Source organism: Gottfriedia solisilvae, from assembly GCF_002128405.1.
In the GTDB taxonomy this organism is placed as follows: domain Bacteria; phylum Bacillota; class Bacilli; order Bacillales; family Bacillaceae_G; genus Gottfriedia; species Gottfriedia solisilvae.
Window position 1 is genome coordinate 463,541 of the sequence record NZ_NETJ01000002.1, and the last position, 18,845, is coordinate 482,385.

Here is an 18,845-nt window from a genome sequence, read left to right on the forward strand (position 1 = left end):
CGAGTCGCAATTGCGGCTCTTTTTTTATTAACTGAGAGTTTAGTTGTTGAAGGTTATAAGTATGAAAGAGGAGAATTAGTACTTATCCGATTAAGTAAGAAAGTCAAAATTCTCTTTATGCTTAAAAATAATGTCTCTATTTTTGAAAGGAAGTATGTTATGAGTGAAGTAACGAGTACGATTTTAATAAATCAATCAAATCTAAGAACAAAAGATATTGAAAAAATTATAACTAAAAAAGGATTTATATTTCCTGTTAACGATAAATGGACAGCAGTAGTTATCCAAAAAGGTTTGAAATTCAATAAAGAGTGTTGTGAGAAATTATCCTCCCATCTAAATAACACTGGCATTGTTTTTGAATATAACGCGGATTATTTCTGCCGAATAAGTGTATATATCAAAGGCGATATTAAAAGCTATTTTGAGGTTCATTTTGAAGAAGACGAAATTCTGTATAAAAATTTAGAAGAACTACGTGACTTAGCAACAAATCCAAAGAAATTGCAGTTGTTTTATCAAGCAATAGAACAAGAAGGATACTATGAAGCACTGGATTTATTTAAAGAGGCATTTGAATTCAATAAAGTAGAATGGATTACATATGAATATTTAAATGAATGGTCAAGTGATGATTACTTAACTTGGCACATAGAGATGATTAACCAGAAAAAAAGGAGAAAGAAAAGTTTAAGAGATTCAATTTATAGTGAGCTCAATGAATTGTTAGAAAGTAACGGATTTAAGTTAGATAGCGAATCAGATGAGGAAAATGTGTCATATTCTAAAATGTACCGTAGTTTTATATATAAGCTAGTATTTAGAAAAGAAAATAAAAATCAATTATATCTAGGCGTGAGTATGCCATTTAGGAATGAAGAAATTAGTGATGAATTAAGGATTAAAAAAAATGTTTTATTAACATTAGAATATAAAAATCAAAAGGACTTGAAGACATTACTAAATACTAAGGTAAAGGAATTTATCTTTCAGGCATATGAATTTATAAAAAAATACACGATAGATATACCAAAGGGTAGTTTATATGGAGAGAAATCGGACCCACTTTTCAAGGCCGTTAATTTAAATAAAATATATGTAGATCATGAGATAGAGCAAGGTGGTCGTGCTGTTTTTGAAAATGACTTGTATAAAGTAAGCTTTTATCATAACAAAGGTCGAGCAAGTATTGCTAGAGTTTATATACTGAACAAAGAAAACAATGAAGAAGTTGAATTAACAGATTTAGTATATTGTAACACTCGATACTTTGGATATTCAGACATTAGATATGTGACTTTTTCCTTTAGTAATTTTATGCAATTTCAATCTATTTTAGAAAAAATCTTAAGTTTTTATCAACAATACATTAATGAAAAAGAATACATATTTAAAAGATGACTATCTAATTATAAAATTAGCTTATACAACTAACTGGCGCGTTAGTTGAACAACCACGAACTGCTTCGGCAGTTCTTTTTTAATGCACTAAATGGCAGTTTAGTTCAATAAGAAATAAACAATTTTTATGAATAATTGTATAATTTATTTGAGGTGAACTAATGAAATATGAATATAAAATAGTAGACATATTTAATGATACATTAAATAATACGTGTTATTTTGTGCCTTATAGTGACACTGATTATGGCATAGTGCAAATGGATGTTATTTTAGAACTAAAATCACCATATTCTGAACAAGAGTTAGAAGAATATGCCATTAAAGCCTTAAATTTATGTCATACAGCTGAACCTAGTCAAGATTCGAAAACCCCATTACAAAAATTATTAAAAATAAAAAGTTATAAAAAATCTACTGAAAATATGAAATGTATCTCTTTTATTTGGAGAAAAAAATCAGGTTATTTTATTGGAGTTATGGAAAGAGAAAAAGGTGGAGGTTACTCTCTTTTAGAAGAAATTCCTTTAGGTAAAAAATTAACTACTGAAGTTTTATCAAAAGGAATTGAAACAGGGTTCGAAAAGGCAACTGTTTAAATTATAAGTCCTTATGTAACTAACTGGCGCGTTAGTTACATAAAATCAAGAGTCGCAGATGCGACTTTTTTAATTTTGATAAGGGTCGTTGTCCGATTAATGAATACTATAAAGGTATTTAATGAAGGTTGTAGAATAAAATTCATTAAAGAGATTCTATTCACATTTAGTAAGGAGGGTTCACTTGAATACCAATGAAAGTATTACATTTGCAGGGAAATTAACATTTGATGAATTTAAAAAATATAATTTCTATCATACAAAACGTAAACTAGTTTATTCATTTTTAGTTGTTTTAATTTATCTCACTGTATGTTTTAAATTTATCTTTCCACAATTTAGATTAGTTGTCTTATTTATTGTATGCGTGATCTTAGCAATATTAATAACTGCGTTATTTCGTTTTATTATTTACCTTCGTGTACGAAAAGAGTTTAAGAGTGATAATCTGATTAAAAACGAGATTAATTTCGTCGCTGATAATGAGGGGATACATCAGAAAGTAAAAAGCTCAAATTTATGCATTGAATGGGATGACATTATTTCAGCTTTTGAAAATGAAGATTTGTTTAGGCTGTACATATCGAGAAACAAGGCGATAGTTATTCCTAAAAGATACTTTTGTTCTGAGGATGACGTAACTACATTCAAGAAACTTATTAATGAAAAATTAGCTATAAAACAAGTAAGTTTATTATAGTTATAAAAAATTTGCTTATATACTAACTGGCGCTTTAGTTGAATAACTGGAGTCACTTATGTGGCTCTTTTTTTTATTAAAGTAGAAGGCAGTATAGTTCAAAAAGAAAGTGCTATTTTTATGAAATGAAAGAATATAAAATTCTTCCAATTTACTGAAAATTAAAAAATAGGTACACTAATAACATAGAATTCTTTAAGAATTAAATTGCAAAAGATAAAGGAGTTTGTATGATTAATTACAAAGGCGCACCAATGATTGAAACAAAAAGACTTATTTTAAGGAAAATGGAAATGAATGATGCAAATAGAATGTTTGACGTCATATTCTCAGACCATCGCGTAATGGATAATTTAATCAAAGGACCACATAAAACGATTTCCGAAACAATCAATCGACTGACTGAAATTACTAAACAATATGTAAGCGATAAGTTTTGTTATTGGGGAATTGTCCTAAAGGAAAGTGGTGAATTAATCGGAACGATTGACCTTTATAATATCAATGAAGATACCGAAAATTGTGAGGTTGGATACGACATAGGTTTTAATTGGTGGAATCAGGGTTATGGTACAGAAGCATTGCATGCAGTTGTTGAATTTGCATTCCGCTTTATGAATATTCATAAGATATCGGCTACACATGGTATCGATAACCCTGCATCAGGTAAAATTATGTTAAAAGTAGGGATGAAACGAGAAGGCATTATTAGAGATATGATTCGGAAAAATAATCAATACAAGGATTGTGGAATCTACGGCATTCTTCAACAGGAGTACTTAGAAATGAATTTGCCTAATCAAATATCAATATTAAACAAAATAGAATAAACGTCTATTCCACGAAATTTCCGTTTCAGGCGAAGTAGCAACTTAATACTATTGAGGAATTCTTATTGAACTAACTGGCGCGTTAGTTGAAGATATGAGCTGCTATGTTGCGGCTTTTTTTTATGAAGTTATTGTAGCTTTAAAATAGAATATAAATATGGTTTATAAATCAAATAACATCACAAGGAGCAATTGAAATGACACTAAGGGAAGTTGAACAAGAAGTAAAGAAACTAATAAAGGATATTAAATTGTATGATCTTCAAGCAATTATTGAAGAAAACAACGATAATCAACCTGAAGACGAGGATGGCTTTATTTATCATGTCAAAGTACATTTGTATGTTGACGGTAAATTACAAGAAAGTTATTATTTAGAAAGTCTTGAAGACGAATTTGTTGCAAAATTACGACTTAAACACGTACAGAGTAAAATTTCAAAATGGTGAAAGAAACTTACTGAACTATATTTGTGGTTGTTTAGAAAAGTCAACCGATTTATGCAACTAACTGGCGCGTTAGTTCAATAACATGATCGACTTTTTAGTCGGTTTTTTTATTGCGCTAAATGGCAGTATAGTTCAACTAGGATTTAAATGGAAACAAAGAAAAATGGTATATCCTCTAACAATTAATTTTTTATTATAGTGTAATATAAAAATATATATAAGATATCAAAACCTTGTTTAAAGGAGAAATGTAATGAGCCTTGCGACGTATCTTGGGTGTAATTTTAATGTAGAAATAACGGACAAAGTAACTAATGAACCAATTGAAATTGGTTACATTTTTTCAGAAGAAAATAACAGAAGAGATGTTCAAAGTAAGCACTTTTCTACTCAAAATGTTTATGAAATTGAATTACCGAATCCAATTTGGCAGATCAATCATTATCAAAAAAAGAACTATCCACGAAATTATAAAAAATCACAAAGAGATTTTATTTCTTTATGTGACCTTCTAAAACAGTATCTTAAGCCAGGGGAGTATTGTGAAATCTATCCCTGCTGGCTAGGTGAAGAGCTTGAGCCAAATGAAAGTGAATGTACAATTCAATTAGACAATTATAATATCGATAAAATTACAATTTATGAAAAATGTCTAGTTAGAATAGAGAAATAGTAAATAGCACCAATTCTATATGGAACTACAAGTTTTCTTATTGAACTAACTGGCGCTTTAGTTAAATAAGATAACGAGTCGCAAATGCGACTTTTTTTTAATGAATTAAATGTCAGTTTATTTGAATAGATTAGTAAAATTAGTAGCAAAGAATGTCTTATGGGGTGGGTTATATGGAACAAGTAAGTTTCTCTGACAACAGTCTTTTTTTCGAAAAGGTAGAGAAAACTTTTCTCTTACACAAAAAGTTAATCAAGAAACTTTTACCAGAAGCTGATGTCCAGCACGTTGGAAGTACGGCTGTCCCTAATAGCCTTACAAAGGGTGATTTAGATATACAAGTTCGTGTTACTTCTGAACAATTCTCAATATCTGTTCAGACTCTTTCAGCCTTATATGAACTAAATGAAGGCAGTGTCAAAACTGACAGTTTTAGGGCATTTAAAGACGATTCAACTGATCCTCCAATAGGTGTACAATTAACAATAATAAACTCTGAATTTGATTTCTTTTGGAAATTCCGAGATGTCCTACTAATAAATGATAAATATCGAAAAGAATACGATGATTTAAAGAGGAATTTTGAAGGTAAAAAAATGCATGAATACAGAGAAGCCAAAAATGAGTTTTTTCAAAGAATTATTGAAACTCCAGAGTTTAAAAAACTATGAACCTTATTGAACTAACTGGCGCGTTAGTTGAAGGTCATGAACAGTTAAAGTTGAGGGGTAATAAAGCTAAATGAAAAAAATAAGACTATTATTAGAATATAAATGTTACCCATTGTGGATCTATGATGAAAATGGTGAACTCCTTGACAATGACTTAGTTGACGAGTTAAGAAGTGAAAAAGAGATAGTTGAAAAGCTTATGGAAATTCAAAGAGTGCATGACTCATTGTTTATAGATGACTCTATAACCTTTGAGTATAAAGGCTTTGCTGAAGATTCAATAAGAGCATCATACATAGAGAAAATAGAAAACGTTCTAATTTTATTAAAGGAAAAATTAGGAGAAAGATATATTATTGAAAATGATATTGCCATCTAGAGTAGTAATGCAACTAAATGGCGCATTAGTTCAATAGCATAATCTTAAGTATGGGGGATGATGAAGATACTATTTAGAGATGTTTGGAATCCTACTTCATTAGAAATAAGTGAATGGGCATATAGTAATGAGAAAATTCCTGATCAAGATTGGGAATTAGCTGTAAATAATTACGAAAACATACCAATGATTTGTACATTTATAGAAGATGAAAAATGTTGCCATACTGCATTTTTTCTTAGCAGCCTTTACGTTTTCACAGGTGATATCGTAAGGTCAAATGACGTCAAAGAAATAGAAAAGCTTTCCGTTTTACTAAGTAAATTAGAGATGCGTGCTAAATCAGAAAAACTTAAAGATTGGATCAAGCGTTCAAAGTATCTTTTACAACATCCAAAGAGCTATGATTATGCCTATTGGGGTCTTAGCTCAAAATATGTTTATTAAACTAACTGGCGCGTTAGTTCTATAGCACGAAAGGAAAATAGCAAAAATGAGTTTAGAATTCTGTATTTCAAATACAATTAATGGAGCAGCTTATGCTGATAGATACGTAGCTTTTGAAGATGAACTACACGATTACCTAATTAAAGAAGAGAAGTTTTATGTTAGACAAAAGATTAAAGAATTTAAAAGAATAGATTTGATTCTTGGACTAGACCCGTATGGAGATAAAATATTTAATGAACAAGAAATCATAGAATTGATAAAAATATGTGAATATATAACTAATAATTACAAGAAGGACTGTAATGATTTAAAAATTTTTTCGAAGGAATTAAAGGAACTTTGCCTAGATGCCTTAGAAACAGGGAAAAAAATTGTTGCAGCAGGAGATTAATAAACAAAATTAATTTTAATTGTGATATTTAAAAATATTAGATTTTACATAATAAGGAAAAGTAGCAATTGAACATGGCCTAAGTAATAATGTTTGAAAAATAAAGGTATTTTGTCCTTTCTGTCGAAATATGAAATATCATAAAACAGGGATGTGAAAAATACAAGTGAACTATAACGCAAAAGCAGTTTATGATTCCGCAAACAATTTTCTTGTTGCCTCTAATGCTTTGAATGAAAAATTATCAGAAACAAATGATATTGGCACTTATATTGCACCAATAATTGTGAACACCGCATTCAGTATTGAATTGTATTTAAAATGTATATATATGATTGAAAATGGCCAACCAATACAAGGTCACTTTCTTGATAAGCTATATCGTAAATTAAGCAAAGAAAGTAGAGAAATGATTGAGGCAATTTATGATATGCTAGTACCACAAAGTCCAACTGTAATGATTTTAAAGCAGAAAATACCTGATATGAAGACGGACTTGGATACTGTGTTAAAAGACATGAGTAGTGCTTTTATAAAATGGAGGTATAATTTCGAAGGCAGCATAACTGGTTTTCCGGCAAGTGGCCCAATAATTGATGCTTTAAAAGCTAGAATTAAAATCTTAAAACCAGAATGGTGAGCCAACTAATAAAAGTTGGTTTTTTTATTTCAAAAAGTTACGATAGGCATTTATACGCTAGGTTTATCAGATATTTAGAATGAATTAGATAATGATAAGATAATGATAAGATAATGATAATTGAGTATTGTTTTTATAGATTCTCTTATTCAACAAACGAGAGCGTTAGTTGCAGATTACAAGCTTTAGCTGGAGGGTGAAAATGGATAATCCTATAGAATTGGATGGTGCTAGGGTAATTTTACACACGATAAATTCCGAAGCCAATAACTATGGATCGGTTGGCATACTAGGTGATGATAATGAAATAATCGATGAATTGCCAATTACTGCAATGGCTATATGCCATTATGAAGGAAGTAGTGAATATTATTTATTTTCTTGCGACTTGAATTGGGAAGTAATTGGTGATTTTGATCACGATTCTTTAGAAGATGCAAAAGAAAGTGCAAAGATTAATCACAATGTAAAAGATGAAGATTGGAAGATTGTATAATCTTGTTGAACTAACTGGCGCGTTAGTTGAAGAACTTATGTCTGTTTAATCAGTCATTTTCTATTTGGTTAACGGTTAATAATGTGAAAACGAGAAAGGTTGTATCAGTGTTCATATAGAATCTTATTTATGAGATTATTCAAAGAATACTTTTTATCATTTAATCTTATTTAATGATACATCTTAATATATATAGTTAGTAAAAATACATGGGTCGGTGGAATGTATGAATGTTTTTATATTATTTCCAATTTTATTTATTATTTGGGGAGTTATAGGAGTACTTTTCCCAAGAATTTGGTGGTATGTGGGTGAAGGGTGGAAATTCAAAAATGTTGAGCCAAGCTCTGCAGCACTAATAATGGCCCGAATAGGTGGTATTTTAGCCCTTATTGTAGGATATTTCCTATATAATTTTATTGCGACATCATTTGTTTATTACATATAGTTTATTGAAAAACATTTAAATAGATAAAGTTTGATTTAATTAATTCATTTAACTAACTGGAGCGTTTGTTTAATAAAAATAAAAATAAAAATATGGAGGTAGTATTTTGGGAGCAGGAACGGGGATAAGTTGGTCAACTACTTTATTTGAAGTCATAGGCTTTTGGTTAATAATATTATTAGTAATCTTTTTATTTATTAAAGGTATTCTAAAAGGTACTGCACAAAAGCGATATGATAAATTAATAGAACTTGAAAAGAGAATTGAAATGCTTGAGAAGCAGATTGATAAAGAATAAAAATAAATTTTGAAATTATTCCTTAAGCAACTAACTAGCGCGTTAGTTGAAGATCATTAAGTAAACAAATATTTAAGGAGTCATAATTTGAAACGAATTATTGTAAGAGTCCATTTGAATTTTTAGGTATTTTGTATAATATTTGGAAATTCCTATTGAATGGTAAATGAGAACACATTACTATTAAATACCAAATAGATTGATATGTAACTAACTGGCGCGTTAGTTGAATACTTAGGAAGAAATTTATAGAACTCTATAAAAGAGTTTTTTTAAACAATAGAAATGTCATTTGTTTGAGGAGAAAGCAATTATGAAAGAAACAAAGATTGAGAATAAAATAAATGAATTATGCAATTTAGCAACCGAGTATGCAAGTTCATTTAATAAAACTTTAAACTACTCTGTTGAGAGTATTACTGATTTAGAAGATATACTAGACTTCTATTCAAAAGACCTTAATGGGAATATTTTAAACAAGATTATTAGGAGGGTAAAAAAATCTGGACCAACTGAAAATCAAATTAATTCAATGGCTCATATCTGGGGTGCTTACTTAGGAGAAGTAATTATTAGAAATTCTGATTGTAAAATTATATGGTGTAATGAAAATGTTTTCGGAGATGGTGAAATAATTCATTTAATACAAGATGAAACTAGACTGTTTCCAATAGACAAAGTCTATAAAAGATTGATAAATGGTAAAGAAGACAATGTTGTTTTCTTTTATGAAATTGCAGTAGGGAGTCTTTAATAAAATATTTCATATATAAAAAGTTACTATTCAACTAACTGGCGCTTTAGTTGAACAACGATCGACGGATTCGTCGGTCTTTTTTATTGTTCTAAATGCCAGGATAGATCAAAAAAAGGAAGGTTTGTTATTTATATAGAATAAATTAGTAAATAAATGAATTGTAATTAAAAAGGGAGAAACTTAATGAAGAAATTTTTAAAAGGAAAAATGAGTATTTCTCATATATTCTTTATGGCCGCCTTTTCAGCGATTGTAAATACGATAATAAGTCATAATGTTAATTGGGACAATCGATATATTACTGGTTTAATTGCCGGATTAGTCACTTTTATAGGAGGAATTTTAGCTATATTTATTATTAAAAATGACTAGTACCTTAATCAACTAACGGATGCGTTAGTTCAACAACGATAGACTGCCTCGGTAGTCTATTTTTTTGTTCAAGTAACTGGCAAAATAGTTCAATAATGAAGGGTTAATTTTTATAATTAATGTTAGATGAATTATGTTACAATTCAGATAAATACAAACATCCTAGGAGACTCTCATGCGAACTTTTTTAACAAAATAAGGAAACAATTTTTAAAAAATGGATTAAAACCATTTGTCATTATAGGAATAATATTTGCCATTCTATTATTAAGTGGAAATGACATTAATATAAAAGACTCATTTTTTTATTTAGTGGTGTATTTTATTGGAAAGAACACTATTCATTACTTTGAATCCAAAAAGATAAATTTGAAGCAAAATTTTAAAGATATTTCTATATTTATTTTTTTAGCATATTTATATCACATTATTTATCTAACTTTAGTGGCAATTGGTTATAAGCCTATTAAATTTTTATCAAATGGAATTGGATTTATGGTGACGACTTTAGTAGTTATATCATTATTTTACATTACATTTGTAGTTCCTTTTGAAATTCTTAAGCAAAAGAGAAGGAGTAGTGAAAATTAATCGGTCATTAACTGTTATGAGACTCTTTTAATTTAATTAAAAGAAGAAACTCTTCTGCAACTAACTGGCGCGTTAGTTAAACAACAAAAAGAGGATGATCACTATTCGATCATCCTCTTTTTGCTAACAGGCAGTTTGGTTTAATAAGGGATGTTATAATATTAGTAATAAATTTAAGAGAAGAGGTCTATTTGAATTGATAATAAGGATTTTTGCATTTGTAGCAATCGTTTATGTTGAATATAAAATTTTAGCGTATATAAGTCAGATTTTTTATAGTAGTGTACCTATCAATTTATTATTATTGTTAATACTTGTAATCCTCATTTTCATCTCGTATCTTAAAGTTTTTCCTGATAAGAATAAGTATAAAAATTACTAAATGATATTCAACTAACTGGCGCGTTAGTTATATAGCTTGAGTTACTTCGGTGACTCTTTTTTTGTTTCACTAAATGGCAGTTTAATTCAATAAGAAATTAAATATGAAATAGAAAAAAATTGTAAATATATCTGCTAAAATGATATTAGGAACCCAGAAGAAGGTGAAAGAATGAAGTTTTCAATTAGGTATAAAATCATAGAAGATAAAGAATTAGAAGATATCCAAAATTTAACTCAATTAAAGAAAGAGGATGTTTTTGATATCCATGGCATTATTGAGGTGACATATAACGATTATACTTTTGGCTACTATTTTGAAGATTGGGAATGGGGAGACGAGTGGTTATTAAATAACTTTATTCTGCTAAATCAAGTACGTATATATTTGCAAGAACATAATCAAGTCTTCTTGGCTGTGCCTGAGAGTGCTCAAGAAAAATGGATTGAATTTAATAAAGTGGGAACTATTTTGCATATTAATATTTTCAAAATTGAAACAGTATATACAAAAATAAGTGAAGATATATCTTATGCACCATTAGTTGATGACATATTACTTAACCCATTAAATGAATTCTTAGGTAGAAAAATAATTCATCAAACTCAAATTCATTTTAGTGCTTTTCAGTTAAGTACTAAAAATGAAGCTCTAAAATTACTAAACGATATAAAAAAATTAAATCCTATATTATGTAATATAGATAGGTATATTGTTCTTGAAAAATTACTGTAAATAAAGAAGTCTTGTACAACTAACTGGCGCGTTAGTTGAAGAAAAAGAGTTACCAAAGATCAAGAACAGCTATCGGCTGTTCTTTTTTATTGAAGTATTGGCAGTTTAGATGACAAGGAAAGGACTTTATTAACTATTAATCGAATACATAATTACAAATAATATTTGAGGTATAAATAATGTATAACTTTGAAAATGAGATTAAACAAATTAATAATAAACAATTGGATGATTTTTTTGGAAATGACTATTTTCATGATGGATTTATTCTTTTCCTTGATTTAACTGAAGATAATATACTAAAAATGAAATTTGCTTGTGAAAGAGAAAAGAGTAACGTACAGGATAAAGCTGAACATTGGTATTTAAACGAGGATTACCAATATAATGTTTTCTTTAAGGACTGTACCTATTTAAATATGGAAATTATTGATTATCCAGTTGAATATATAAATGGTAGATTTAAGAATAGTGTTAAATTGAAACAAATGAATAAAGAAAGTGGTAAATCAAATTATCACTTAAGAATGCAAGTAGCAGGTGGTGGCTTTATTGATATTATTTTTAGAGATTTTTTAATTCAAAAATTGACGGGTAGCCTCCCAAAATTTGAATATAGTACATTAAGTCATTTTGAACATATTTCTAAACGTTTTGAACATTCATTAGATATTTCAGAAATTCAAAAGTTAAGTGTTGATGAGGATAATATTAGTAGAGATTGGGCTATTGTACATCTTTTTATTTTAAAGGATACTTTTACATATGAAGCAGCAGTTAAAGCATTGGATTCTACTGAAGACGATGTAGTAATTGCTTCAGTTTTTGTTTTAGGAGAAATTGCTGGTACTGAATTAATTTCTAATTTATTTACGCTTTGGTCAAATAACGATTTTCCAATAATGAAAAGACACATATTAGATTCAATTGAGAAGATTATTGAACGAAGTAAATAGAAATCCTTATTGAACTAACTGGCGCGTTAGTTATATAAGTTCAAAAGACGGCATGAATTCATACCGTCTTTTTTATTTGGTAATTTCATAATGATCTGAGAATGTGTAAAACCTATTGGTTGAGGTGATTTTAAAAAATGTTATTATTAAAAATATTTCTATCTTTAGGTTTATTCACAGATTACGCAACACTTATTAACCAAGAATATTCAAAAGTGCCGAATATAAAAAACTTAAAAACAAATTATCCAAAAGAAGGTACCTGGGTAAAAATCCCAAAAGGAGCAAAGATAGTAACGTTGCAGGTTGAAGCAGAAAATACCGAAACAGTTTTATTCTGGATCATACCGACTGGAACACAGACCTGGACCGAAAGAAAACTAATTGGCTATGATATAAAGGAAGGTGAAAATGATACTAATTTTTCACTAACATGGAAAATAAATAAACCCTATTTACATGACCATATATATATTCAAGCATTAGGTGATGGTATTGCAAATGAGTTAATAAATTTATCAATGAATTGAAGTCAAAATAGAATTCTTATTTTCGTTCAATAAAAAAAGAACTGCGGTAGCAGTCCATTGTTGATCAACTAAAACATTCAATATGTTTTTATTCATTACACACCCATAGCAGCCATAACAGCTATTGGCCATACAATAAAAATGAATGATATTGTTAACCAAAACGAGTTTGTAGCAATAGGTAAATCATCTTTAATTTTCTTCATTATTTCAACAAGATTAACACAAAAAATAGTTGCTAAAATCGGCATTAATAAAAAACTAATAATGAAAAAGATAGTTTCCACTGAAATTCACATCCGTCTAATATTTACATTATGTTTTCTAAAATTTTCTATGACCTTTTAAAAGATACACAAATACAAATATAACTTAGAAACTAAAAGTATACAATGGCTGAATATTGAAATTCTTAATTAACTAACTGGCGCGTTAGTTCAATAAGACATTAACTTTGATTATAAATAGTTGGAGGATTTTACTTGGAAAGTATAAGAAAAAAAGCATACAAAGTATTAGTTCACCAATCATTATTAGATATAAAAAATTGCAATGATTCTGCTGATGAGATTTTTCATATAGCCCATACTTTTCATCACCTTACAGAGGCTTTGGTTGAAGATTTTAAAGGATATAATGAAGAAGAGTTTTGGAGAAGAATAAGTTTCCTCGAAGAAAAGTTTGGATTAATACATTATAAAAGTATATTTAAAGATGCAGTTAAAAGAGATATTTAAAGATTTTTTATGTTCCTCATTCAACTAACTGGCGCTTTAGTTGAATAGGAATAGTAATCGAAAGACATCTACATGAAATAGATAACCAAGGAGACTAAATTTGAAGAACAAACTAAAACTTCAACCATTAAGAATACCATCTGGTTGGGAAGTAACATATAATACATTTTTAGAAATAGGCCCTTCAAATATAAAACAAGATGAAGAGTGGTTAATGATTTTTACTGAAAGTTTATTCCAAGCAATTCATAAGAGTAGAAATATACTAATTGATTTAGGGTGGTACCCAGAAGGTGATCCTAAAGGTAATTTTGGTATAGAATTAATCAAGAATTATGAATGGGAAAAGCCTCTAGAATCAATTAATTCGAAAGATAAGGATGAAATTATAGAAAAGCTTGAATTATTAATGTCAATGGTTGAAGAAGGAGACATCTGCTAGTAATTGTTTGATTTGAAGAAATTAGTTATTGAACTAACTGGCGCGTTAGTGAACAAAACTTGGAGCTGAATGATCGGCTCCTTTTAACCATTGGGAGTATATCAAAATAAGATTAAAGGATATGAATCTACTTTGTTGAAATAAATACGAATAACGTACAATGATATTCTGAGGTGAAAATATTGAATTATAAAATGACAAGGTTTATGTTTTTGTGTGTAGTACTTTTAATTTCAAATGGTTGTAATAAAGTAGAAGTTTCTAAAGAAATTAAAAAGAAAGAATCTTCTGCTTCACTAATAAGTTTAAATACATTTGAAAAGAAATCATTAAGATATACTGAGCAACAAGATATCCTTTCACAATCTGCAATAAATAACATAGGTTACGAAATCAAAGAATTATCAAATAAGAATACTAAGAAATATTATTATGTATTAAATTTGAGTAATAAATCATTATCTAGTTTGGATAAAAAAAATGGAATAGTTCCTTATGATGTTATTAAAATTTCAATTGGAGCAAAATCAGTAAAGAATTCTAATATATTTAGTAAATCGGCAACATCTCCAGTATTTATTAATTATAAAAACTCAAGATTAGAGGAAAATTCTTACTATCTATTTGAAAGTAAATTACCAATAAATAAAGATGATTTTAGAATAGATGCATTTTTTGTAAATGCTGAACCTTTTACATTAAAAAATAATACTGTGAAAAAAGGGTCTCAAACCTACCATTTTATTGAAGATACAAAGGATAAAAGGGGAGTTATATCAGAGTAATCTTGTTTTAAATATATATCACCTTCTTCAACTAACTGGCGCGTTAGTTGCATTCACGAGTTGTATTTTGCAACTCTTTTTTTATTGAAATTACGATAAAGAAGAAATGAAGTGTTATAATTTATATCAAAAAGCAAACTATTTTGGAGATAAAGTAGTTTTATAGTGAGGTTAAGTATTAGTGGTGAAATTAAAGAATAAGCATTTCAATAAAATGGTTTTCTTACCTTTTTTAATTGTATTTTCTATTGCGATTGGTACTTTGGGTTGGTATACAATTTACCAACGATTTTTCACCGATCAAGGAGAGGTGTACCAAAATTGGAAAGTGGACATTGGTAAACCAACGCAGTCTACCATTATCATTGATGAGCTCGGAGGCTTGGGTTTAGATGGAGAACTCTATAAACAGTACAAATACGATAGTGAATCTATAAAAAGATTAGAAAAGAAACCATATTGGATCAAAGTTACAAATAATAATATCAAAATTGTTAATCAAAAAGTCACTGATTTTACAGACTTATTTATAGAAAATGACATCCATGCTAAAAAAAATAAACGTACCTTGTTAAGACATCCAATAAATCTAAATACAAACTGTTATTACTACATAAAACAAAATAAAAAAAAACCAGATGAATATGCAATTTTTGTTCTGAATCCGATTGAGAAGAAACTTTATTTATTTGAAAATTACTTATAAGAAGTGTGAAAGTTATTCAACTAACTGGCGCGTTAGTTGAACAAATTCAGGAGTCGATTATGTTCAACTCCTGTTTAATTATTTGGCAGTTTAGTTCAGTAAGATTTATTTGAAATTCTATGGAAAAAGAAAAAACAAAACTACTGGTTACAAATATGTAGATGCTTAAGTCTACATTATTGATATGCCGGGAAAATACTAAGTTAACTAATTTTAGTATTCAATAGAAATTTGAAGTTTTGTATTTATTTATCTAAATAATAATAGACAAGGTGCAATTTATCTGAATTGCACCTTGTCTATTATTAATGAACTTAACTTTTGAGTTATGATCTTAGAACCATGAATTTACGACTTTTAACGCTTTATTATACTTAGCGATATATGAAGTAGCTTTTCCTGTTCGTTCATAACCACCAACACCTTTATTGTAAGCACTTAAAATGGCTTCTGTTAATTTTACGCCACGATATCCTTTTGCTTTATACTTCTTTTGTAAAGAAGAGAGCATATATGTACCCCATTTGATATTAATGTAAGGATCTGTTGGTTTGTTTGCAGTGTGTAGAGTTTTGGCCAGACTTTTATGGTTTACTTTTGCAATTTGGAAGTAACCGTAGCTTTCCATATTTCGAGCGTTTGCATGAAAATTACTTTCTATTTTAATGATTGTAAGTGCCGATCGATATGATAACCCACGTTGTTTACACAGATTATATAAATACTCTTGGTGAGCTTTTGGTAATGGCACTTTCGAATTATATTTAAATGCTGTATTAGTATTTGCTGATACATGTAATGTAGAAAATGAAGTAAGACTTAAAAATAGTAAACATACTGTAAGGAACCCCTTTATGATAGTGGTAAAAGGGAAATTTATGTCGGATCTGTTCATGATAGTTCCTTTCTATTCTGCTTTTATTTAACTTTGTTCAATTTATCACTTTTAACATTGATGTGGAGCAATAACATCATCTATTTATGGTTTTGTAATGAAAATATCATCTTGCAATATTTTTTGTAATAAAACAAATAGAATTAATAGATTTTGACAAAATTAAGCTGAAATGTTGGCGGAACACTATAAAATGGATGAATGTATCGAGCAAAAGATTTGTAACGGGATAATTTATAGTTTTGATTTGAAATAGTAAGTTTTCCTTATTGAACAAACGAGAGCGTTAGTTTTACAGTGATAGGCTACTTCGGTAGTCTTTTTTTAATGGGAAAAGGGGATTTTTACCAAATTATTGAATATAAAAGTAGAACCATAAAATATATTAGAAATAAATATGGTTTCTTAATTAGAGGAGGATAATTATTTGACACTATTTGGATATTTATTTTGGGGAATTGGGATTTTAGCAATCGCACTAGGCTTCTTTATGCAAAAAAAGTATGGTACAAAAGCGCCTGTTAAAAGTGATAAAGATATAATGAATGAAGAAATTGCAAGAAATACACATAGTAATGATCGTCCGAGGATTTGAAGTCATTATTGAGATAGATAAATCCTTCTTCAACTAACTGGCGCGTTAGTTGAATAGCGCGAGTCACTAATGTGGCTCTTTTTTTATTGGACTAAATGGCAGGATAGATGAACAAGGAAATCTGAAAAAAATGTCGAATATTATAAGTTGTATTAAATCTAAAGGGAGAATTTTATGATAACTAATTTATACTTTGTACGTCATGCACATTCTACTTATACTCCTGATGAATTGGGACGTCCATTATCTGAAAGAGGTTTTTCTGACGCGAAAATTGTTGCTGGACTACTTTTAAACGAAAAAATTGACTATGTTGTTTCAAGTCCATATAAACGTGCTATCCAAACAGTTGAAGGGATTGCCAAATCGTTAAACCAAGAAATTTTCATTGAAGAGAATTTTAAAGAACGCGAACTCTCAAAAAAGCCTGTTGAGGACTTTAACCATGTTATAACTCAGGTATGGAATGATTTTAACTTGTCTTGGGATGGTGGAGAATCAAACATCACTGCACAGACAAGAGGTATCGAAGCTACAAAGAAAATATTAAAAGATTTTGAAGGGAAAAACGTTGTAATAGGAACACATGGTAACATTATGGTTCTAATCATGAACTATTTCGATCAGAAGTACGATTATAATTTTTGGAATGAACTTGCTATGCCAGATATCTATAAATTAACTTTTAAAAATGAATCATTAATTGACGTAAATAGAATATGTAATTAATGCAACTAACGCATGCGCTAGTTAAAGAACACGAGTTAATTAATGTATATTAAATTTTATATAAGTGTACAATTAATAAATTTTATAAGGAGTTACTAATGGACACCTATACAAAAAAGAACCTTAAATTAGCTATTTTGGGTGAGAACGATATTGATGGATTAGTATCTTTATCTCAGTCAGTTGGTTGGGATTATGATAGAAATGAAATTAGAACAGTTATGTCTTCGGGTAAAATTTTCGGGCATAAGAATGAATTCGGTCAAATTGTATCAAGTGCAGCAATTATTCCTTATGATACTTATATAGCTTCAATAGGGATGGTAATTGTTAATCAAGATTATAGAGGACAAGGTCTTGGAAAACAAACTACTCAAGCCTGTGTTAATCTTGTATCAGATCAAACATCTATTATGCTAATTGCTACACCCGAAGGAAAACCTTTGTACGTAAAAATGGGGTTTAAAGAAGTTGGTAATGTTCATAAATTCATTTGTAATATCTATGTGTCCAATAAACTACTTTCTGAAGGTTTAGAAGTAGTGGAATTACAGGAATGTGATTTTGATAAAGTTGTTGAATTAGATAAGAATGCCTTTGGAGATTCGCGGCTTGAATTCCTTAAAAATAGAATCATACAGTCGTATCAATCACTTGTCTTAAAAGATGAAATTGGGAGTGTTATTGGTTTTGCACTTTCTATCCAAGGCCCATTGAATTTAATTTTAGGACCGATTGTTGCCCCTGATTACAAAGCAGCTGCCTATCTAATAAATCATTTAGCTATTAACTATAAAGGAAAACTAAGGATTGATATTCCAACAGAGGATGAAATATTTATAAATTGGTTAAGGGATAGAGGTTTTGAGAAAGTCAGTCAACCTCCAATTATGATAAAAAACTTGGACTCAATGCCAATTAGAAACAAAAATTTATATGCTATTGCAGCACAAATTTTTGGGTAAAGTTTATAAATGATTCTAATGTGCTACTTAAGGTAATCCTACTACCTTATTCAACTAACGGACGCTTTAGTTGTTATTTGAAAGGTTTATAATGAGATTTCTTACAAATTATGGTATAATAGATATAAATAGTTTGTGTTTTTAGCCTTGTGCTCAGCGCAGCTGGTTCGATTCCAGCAATCATATTAAGTATATTTATGATTTATTGTGCTGTTAAACTGGAGGTGTTGCCAATGCAAAATA

At 29.0% G+C, this 18,845-nt stretch carries 29 protein-coding genes; 27 read left to right on the top strand and 2 right to left on the bottom strand.

Annotation, left to right across the window (positions count from 1 at the left end):
• Positions 1 to 159 precede the first annotated feature (159 nt).
• The 20 genes from CAB05_RS06790 (at position 160) to CAB05_RS06885 (ending at position 12,748) form a co-directional block, all read left to right on the top strand.
• Complete coding sequence (locus CAB05_RS06790) at positions 160 to 1,401, top strand: hypothetical protein (RefSeq protein WP_087999066.1); 1,242 nt, start codon at positions 160 to 162, stop codon at positions 1,399 to 1,401.
• A 161-nt stretch (positions 1,402 to 1,562) separates the two neighbouring features.
• Positions 1,563 to 2,000, top strand: a complete 438-nt coding sequence (locus CAB05_RS06795) for a hypothetical protein (RefSeq protein WP_087999067.1) — start codon at positions 1,563 to 1,565, stop codon at positions 1,998 to 2,000.
• A gap of 184 nt (positions 2,001 to 2,184) precedes the next feature.
• Complete coding sequence (locus CAB05_RS06800; RefSeq protein ID WP_087999068.1) at positions 2,185 to 2,700, top strand: YcxB family protein; 516 nt, start codon at positions 2,185 to 2,187, stop codon at positions 2,698 to 2,700.
• Between the two features lie 230 nt (positions 2,701 to 2,930).
• Entirely contained in the window at positions 2,931 to 3,530 is a 600-nt protein-coding gene (locus tag CAB05_RS06805) for a GNAT family N-acetyltransferase (RefSeq protein WP_087999069.1), read from the top strand.
• A gap of 197 nt (positions 3,531 to 3,727) precedes the next feature.
• Positions 3,728 to 3,979: a hypothetical protein gene (locus CAB05_RS06810; protein ID WP_087999070.1), complete on the top strand. Its 252-nt coding sequence runs from the start codon at positions 3,728 to 3,730 to the stop codon at positions 3,977 to 3,979.
• Positions 3,980 to 4,232: 253 nt separating this feature from the next.
• Positions 4,233 to 4,652, top strand: coding sequence for a hypothetical protein (locus CAB05_RS06815; protein WP_087999071.1), 420 nt, complete (start codon positions 4,233 to 4,235; stop codon positions 4,650 to 4,652).
• Between the two features lie 173 nt (positions 4,653 to 4,825).
• Positions 4,826 to 5,323 carry a GrpB family protein gene (locus tag CAB05_RS06820; protein WP_087999072.1) on the top strand — a complete coding sequence of 166 codons (498 nt, stop codon included), beginning with the start codon at positions 4,826 to 4,828 and terminating at the stop codon, positions 5,321 to 5,323.
• A gap of 70 nt (positions 5,324 to 5,393) precedes the next feature.
• A complete protein-coding gene (locus CAB05_RS06825) occupies positions 5,394 to 5,702 on the top strand; it encodes an immunity protein CdiI family protein (protein ID WP_087999073.1) in 309 nt (102 codons plus the stop codon).
• Between the two features lie 60 nt (positions 5,703 to 5,762).
• The gene (locus tag CAB05_RS06830) at positions 5,763 to 6,149 is read left to right on the top strand and encodes a hypothetical protein (protein ID WP_087999074.1); all 387 of its coding nucleotides are present in this window, start codon (positions 5,763 to 5,765) and stop codon (positions 6,147 to 6,149) included.
• A gap of 46 nt (positions 6,150 to 6,195) precedes the next feature.
• Complete coding sequence (locus tag CAB05_RS06835; RefSeq protein WP_087999075.1) at positions 6,196 to 6,543, top strand: hypothetical protein; 348 nt, start codon at positions 6,196 to 6,198, stop codon at positions 6,541 to 6,543.
• A 166-nt stretch (positions 6,544 to 6,709) separates the two neighbouring features.
• Positions 6,710 to 7,183: a hypothetical protein gene (locus CAB05_RS06840; RefSeq protein WP_087999076.1), complete on the top strand. Its 474-nt coding sequence runs from the start codon at positions 6,710 to 6,712 to the stop codon at positions 7,181 to 7,183.
• A gap of 202 nt (positions 7,184 to 7,385) precedes the next feature.
• On the top strand, positions 7,386 to 7,679 hold the full coding sequence (locus CAB05_RS06845; protein WP_087999077.1) for a hypothetical protein: 294 nt from the start codon (positions 7,386 to 7,388) through the stop codon (positions 7,677 to 7,679).
• A 226-nt stretch (positions 7,680 to 7,905) separates the two neighbouring features.
• A complete protein-coding gene (locus tag CAB05_RS06850) occupies positions 7,906 to 8,127 on the top strand; it encodes a DUF6199 family natural product biosynthesis protein (RefSeq protein WP_087999078.1) in 222 nt (73 codons plus the stop codon).
• 106 nt (positions 8,128 to 8,233) lie between these two features.
• Positions 8,234 to 8,425: a hypothetical protein gene (locus CAB05_RS06855; protein WP_087999079.1), complete on the top strand. Its 192-nt coding sequence runs from the start codon at positions 8,234 to 8,236 to the stop codon at positions 8,423 to 8,425.
• Between the two features lie 313 nt (positions 8,426 to 8,738).
• Entirely contained in the window at positions 8,739 to 9,179 is a 441-nt protein-coding gene (locus tag CAB05_RS06860) for a hypothetical protein (protein ID WP_087999080.1), read from the top strand.
• A gap of 186 nt (positions 9,180 to 9,365) precedes the next feature.
• Positions 9,366 to 9,554, top strand: a complete 189-nt coding sequence (locus tag CAB05_RS06865) for a hypothetical protein (RefSeq protein WP_087999081.1) — start codon at positions 9,366 to 9,368, stop codon at positions 9,552 to 9,554.
• 369 nt (positions 9,555 to 9,923) lie between these two features.
• A complete protein-coding gene (locus CAB05_RS22065) occupies positions 9,924 to 10,145 on the top strand; it encodes a hypothetical protein (RefSeq protein WP_158093197.1) in 222 nt (73 codons plus the stop codon).
• A 553-nt stretch (positions 10,146 to 10,698) separates the two neighbouring features.
• Complete coding sequence (locus CAB05_RS06875; protein ID WP_087999083.1) at positions 10,699 to 11,262, top strand: hypothetical protein; 564 nt, start codon at positions 10,699 to 10,701, stop codon at positions 11,260 to 11,262.
• 179 nt (positions 11,263 to 11,441) lie between these two features.
• Positions 11,442 to 12,218 (top strand): hypothetical protein, encoded by a 777-nt coding sequence (locus CAB05_RS06880; protein ID WP_087999084.1) that lies wholly within the window; start codon positions 11,442 to 11,444, stop codon positions 12,216 to 12,218.
• 137 nt (positions 12,219 to 12,355) lie between these two features.
• The gene (locus tag CAB05_RS06885) at positions 12,356 to 12,748 is read left to right on the top strand and encodes a hypothetical protein (protein WP_087999085.1); all 393 of its coding nucleotides are present in this window, start codon (positions 12,356 to 12,358) and stop codon (positions 12,746 to 12,748) included.
• A gap of 95 nt (positions 12,749 to 12,843) precedes the next feature.
• On the opposite strand, the gene CAB05_RS06890 is transcribed toward CAB05_RS06885, so the two are convergent.
• Positions 12,844 to 13,035 (bottom strand): hypothetical protein, encoded by a 192-nt coding sequence (locus CAB05_RS06890; protein WP_087999086.1) that lies wholly within the window; start codon positions 13,033 to 13,035, stop codon positions 12,844 to 12,846.
• Positions 13,036 to 13,230: 195 nt separating this feature from the next.
• Between CAB05_RS06890 and CAB05_RS06895 the strand changes: the two genes are divergently transcribed.
• The 4 genes from CAB05_RS06895 to CAB05_RS06910 all read left to right on the top strand — a co-directional run bounded on the left by CAB05_RS06895 (position 13,231) and on the right by CAB05_RS06910 (position 15,418).
• Positions 13,231 to 13,485, top strand: a complete 255-nt coding sequence (locus tag CAB05_RS06895; RefSeq protein WP_087999087.1) for a hypothetical protein — start codon at positions 13,231 to 13,233, stop codon at positions 13,483 to 13,485.
• 100 nt (positions 13,486 to 13,585) lie between these two features.
• Positions 13,586 to 13,927, top strand: a complete 342-nt coding sequence (locus CAB05_RS06900; protein WP_087999088.1) for a hypothetical protein — start codon at positions 13,586 to 13,588, stop codon at positions 13,925 to 13,927.
• A gap of 182 nt (positions 13,928 to 14,109) precedes the next feature.
• Positions 14,110 to 14,712 (top strand): hypothetical protein, encoded by a 603-nt coding sequence (locus CAB05_RS06905; protein ID WP_087999089.1) that lies wholly within the window; start codon positions 14,110 to 14,112, stop codon positions 14,710 to 14,712.
• Positions 14,713 to 14,896: 184 nt separating this feature from the next.
• Positions 14,897 to 15,418 carry a hypothetical protein gene (locus tag CAB05_RS06910; protein ID WP_142283058.1) on the top strand — a complete coding sequence of 174 codons (522 nt, stop codon included), beginning with the start codon at positions 14,897 to 14,899 and terminating at the stop codon, positions 15,416 to 15,418.
• 334 nt (positions 15,419 to 15,752) lie between these two features.
• Here the strand turns inward: CAB05_RS06910 and CAB05_RS06915 are convergent, their stop codons facing one another.
• Positions 15,753 to 16,313, bottom strand: coding sequence for a transglycosylase SLT domain-containing protein (locus tag CAB05_RS06915; RefSeq protein WP_087999091.1), 561 nt, complete (start codon positions 16,311 to 16,313; stop codon positions 15,753 to 15,755).
• Between the two features lie 427 nt (positions 16,314 to 16,740).
• On the opposite strand from CAB05_RS06915, the gene CAB05_RS22070 reads away from it, so the two are divergent.
• From CAB05_RS22070 to CAB05_RS06925, 3 genes are all read left to right on the top strand, one after another.
• Positions 16,741 to 16,908, top strand: a complete 168-nt coding sequence (locus tag CAB05_RS22070; protein WP_158093198.1) for a hypothetical protein — start codon at positions 16,741 to 16,743, stop codon at positions 16,906 to 16,908.
• A 174-nt stretch (positions 16,909 to 17,082) separates the two neighbouring features.
• On the top strand, positions 17,083 to 17,637 hold the full coding sequence (locus tag CAB05_RS06920; protein WP_087999092.1) for a histidine phosphatase family protein: 555 nt from the start codon (positions 17,083 to 17,085) through the stop codon (positions 17,635 to 17,637).
• A gap of 98 nt (positions 17,638 to 17,735) precedes the next feature.
• The gene (locus tag CAB05_RS06925) at positions 17,736 to 18,602 is read left to right on the top strand and encodes a GNAT family N-acetyltransferase (RefSeq protein ID WP_087999093.1); all 867 of its coding nucleotides are present in this window, start codon (positions 17,736 to 17,738) and stop codon (positions 18,600 to 18,602) included.
• Positions 18,603 to 18,845 lie beyond the last annotated feature (243 nt).

What these genes read in the sequence shown, in the direction of transcription:
- CAB05_RS06795 (WP_087999067.1), top strand. Translation starts at nt 1,563, where the DNA reads ATGAAATATGAATATAAAATAGTAGACATATTTAATGATACATTAAAT.
- CAB05_RS06860 (WP_087999080.1), top strand. Translation starts at nt 8,739, where the DNA reads ATGAAAGAAACAAAGATTGAGAATAAAATAAATGAATTATGCAATTTA.
- CAB05_RS06885 (WP_087999085.1), top strand. Translation starts at nt 12,356, where the DNA reads ATGTTATTATTAAAAATATTTCTATCTTTAGGTTTATTCACAGATTAC.
- CAB05_RS06790 (WP_087999066.1), top strand. Translation starts at nt 160, where the DNA reads ATGAGTGAAGTAACGAGTACGATTTTAATAAATCAATCAAATCTAAGA.
- CAB05_RS06880 (WP_087999084.1), top strand. Translation starts at nt 11,442, where the DNA reads ATGTATAACTTTGAAAATGAGATTAAACAAATTAATAATAAACAATTG.
- CAB05_RS06835 (WP_087999075.1), top strand. Translation starts at nt 6,196, where the DNA reads ATGAGTTTAGAATTCTGTATTTCAAATACAATTAATGGAGCAGCTTAT.
- CAB05_RS06830 (WP_087999074.1), top strand. Translation starts at nt 5,763, where the DNA reads ATGAAGATACTATTTAGAGATGTTTGGAATCCTACTTCATTAGAAATA.
- CAB05_RS06825 (WP_087999073.1), top strand. Translation starts at nt 5,394, where the DNA reads ATGAAAAAAATAAGACTATTATTAGAATATAAATGTTACCCATTGTGG.
- CAB05_RS06850 (WP_087999078.1), top strand. Translation starts at nt 7,906, where the DNA reads ATGAATGTTTTTATATTATTTCCAATTTTATTTATTATTTGGGGAGTT.
- CAB05_RS06805 (WP_087999069.1), top strand. Translation starts at nt 2,931, where the DNA reads ATGATTAATTACAAAGGCGCACCAATGATTGAAACAAAAAGACTTATT.
- CAB05_RS06875 (WP_087999083.1), top strand. Translation starts at nt 10,699, where the DNA reads ATGAAGTTTTCAATTAGGTATAAAATCATAGAAGATAAAGAATTAGAA.
- CAB05_RS06820 (WP_087999072.1), top strand. Translation starts at nt 4,826, where the DNA reads ATGGAACAAGTAAGTTTCTCTGACAACAGTCTTTTTTTCGAAAAGGTA.
- CAB05_RS06810 (WP_087999070.1), top strand. Translation starts at nt 3,728, where the DNA reads ATGACACTAAGGGAAGTTGAACAAGAAGTAAAGAAACTAATAAAGGAT.
- CAB05_RS06925 (WP_087999093.1), top strand. Translation starts at nt 17,736, where the DNA reads ATGGACACCTATACAAAAAAGAACCTTAAATTAGCTATTTTGGGTGAG.
- CAB05_RS06845 (WP_087999077.1), top strand. Translation starts at nt 7,386, where the DNA reads ATGGATAATCCTATAGAATTGGATGGTGCTAGGGTAATTTTACACACG.
- CAB05_RS06815 (WP_087999071.1), top strand. Translation starts at nt 4,233, where the DNA reads ATGAGCCTTGCGACGTATCTTGGGTGTAATTTTAATGTAGAAATAACG.
- CAB05_RS06865 (WP_087999081.1), top strand. Translation starts at nt 9,366, where the DNA reads ATGAAGAAATTTTTAAAAGGAAAAATGAGTATTTCTCATATATTCTTT.
- CAB05_RS06915 (WP_087999091.1), bottom strand. Translation starts at nt 16,313, where the DNA reads ATGAACAGATCCGACATAAATTTCCCTTTTACCACTATCATAAAGGGG.
- CAB05_RS06920 (WP_087999092.1), top strand. Translation starts at nt 17,083, where the DNA reads ATGATAACTAATTTATACTTTGTACGTCATGCACATTCTACTTATACT.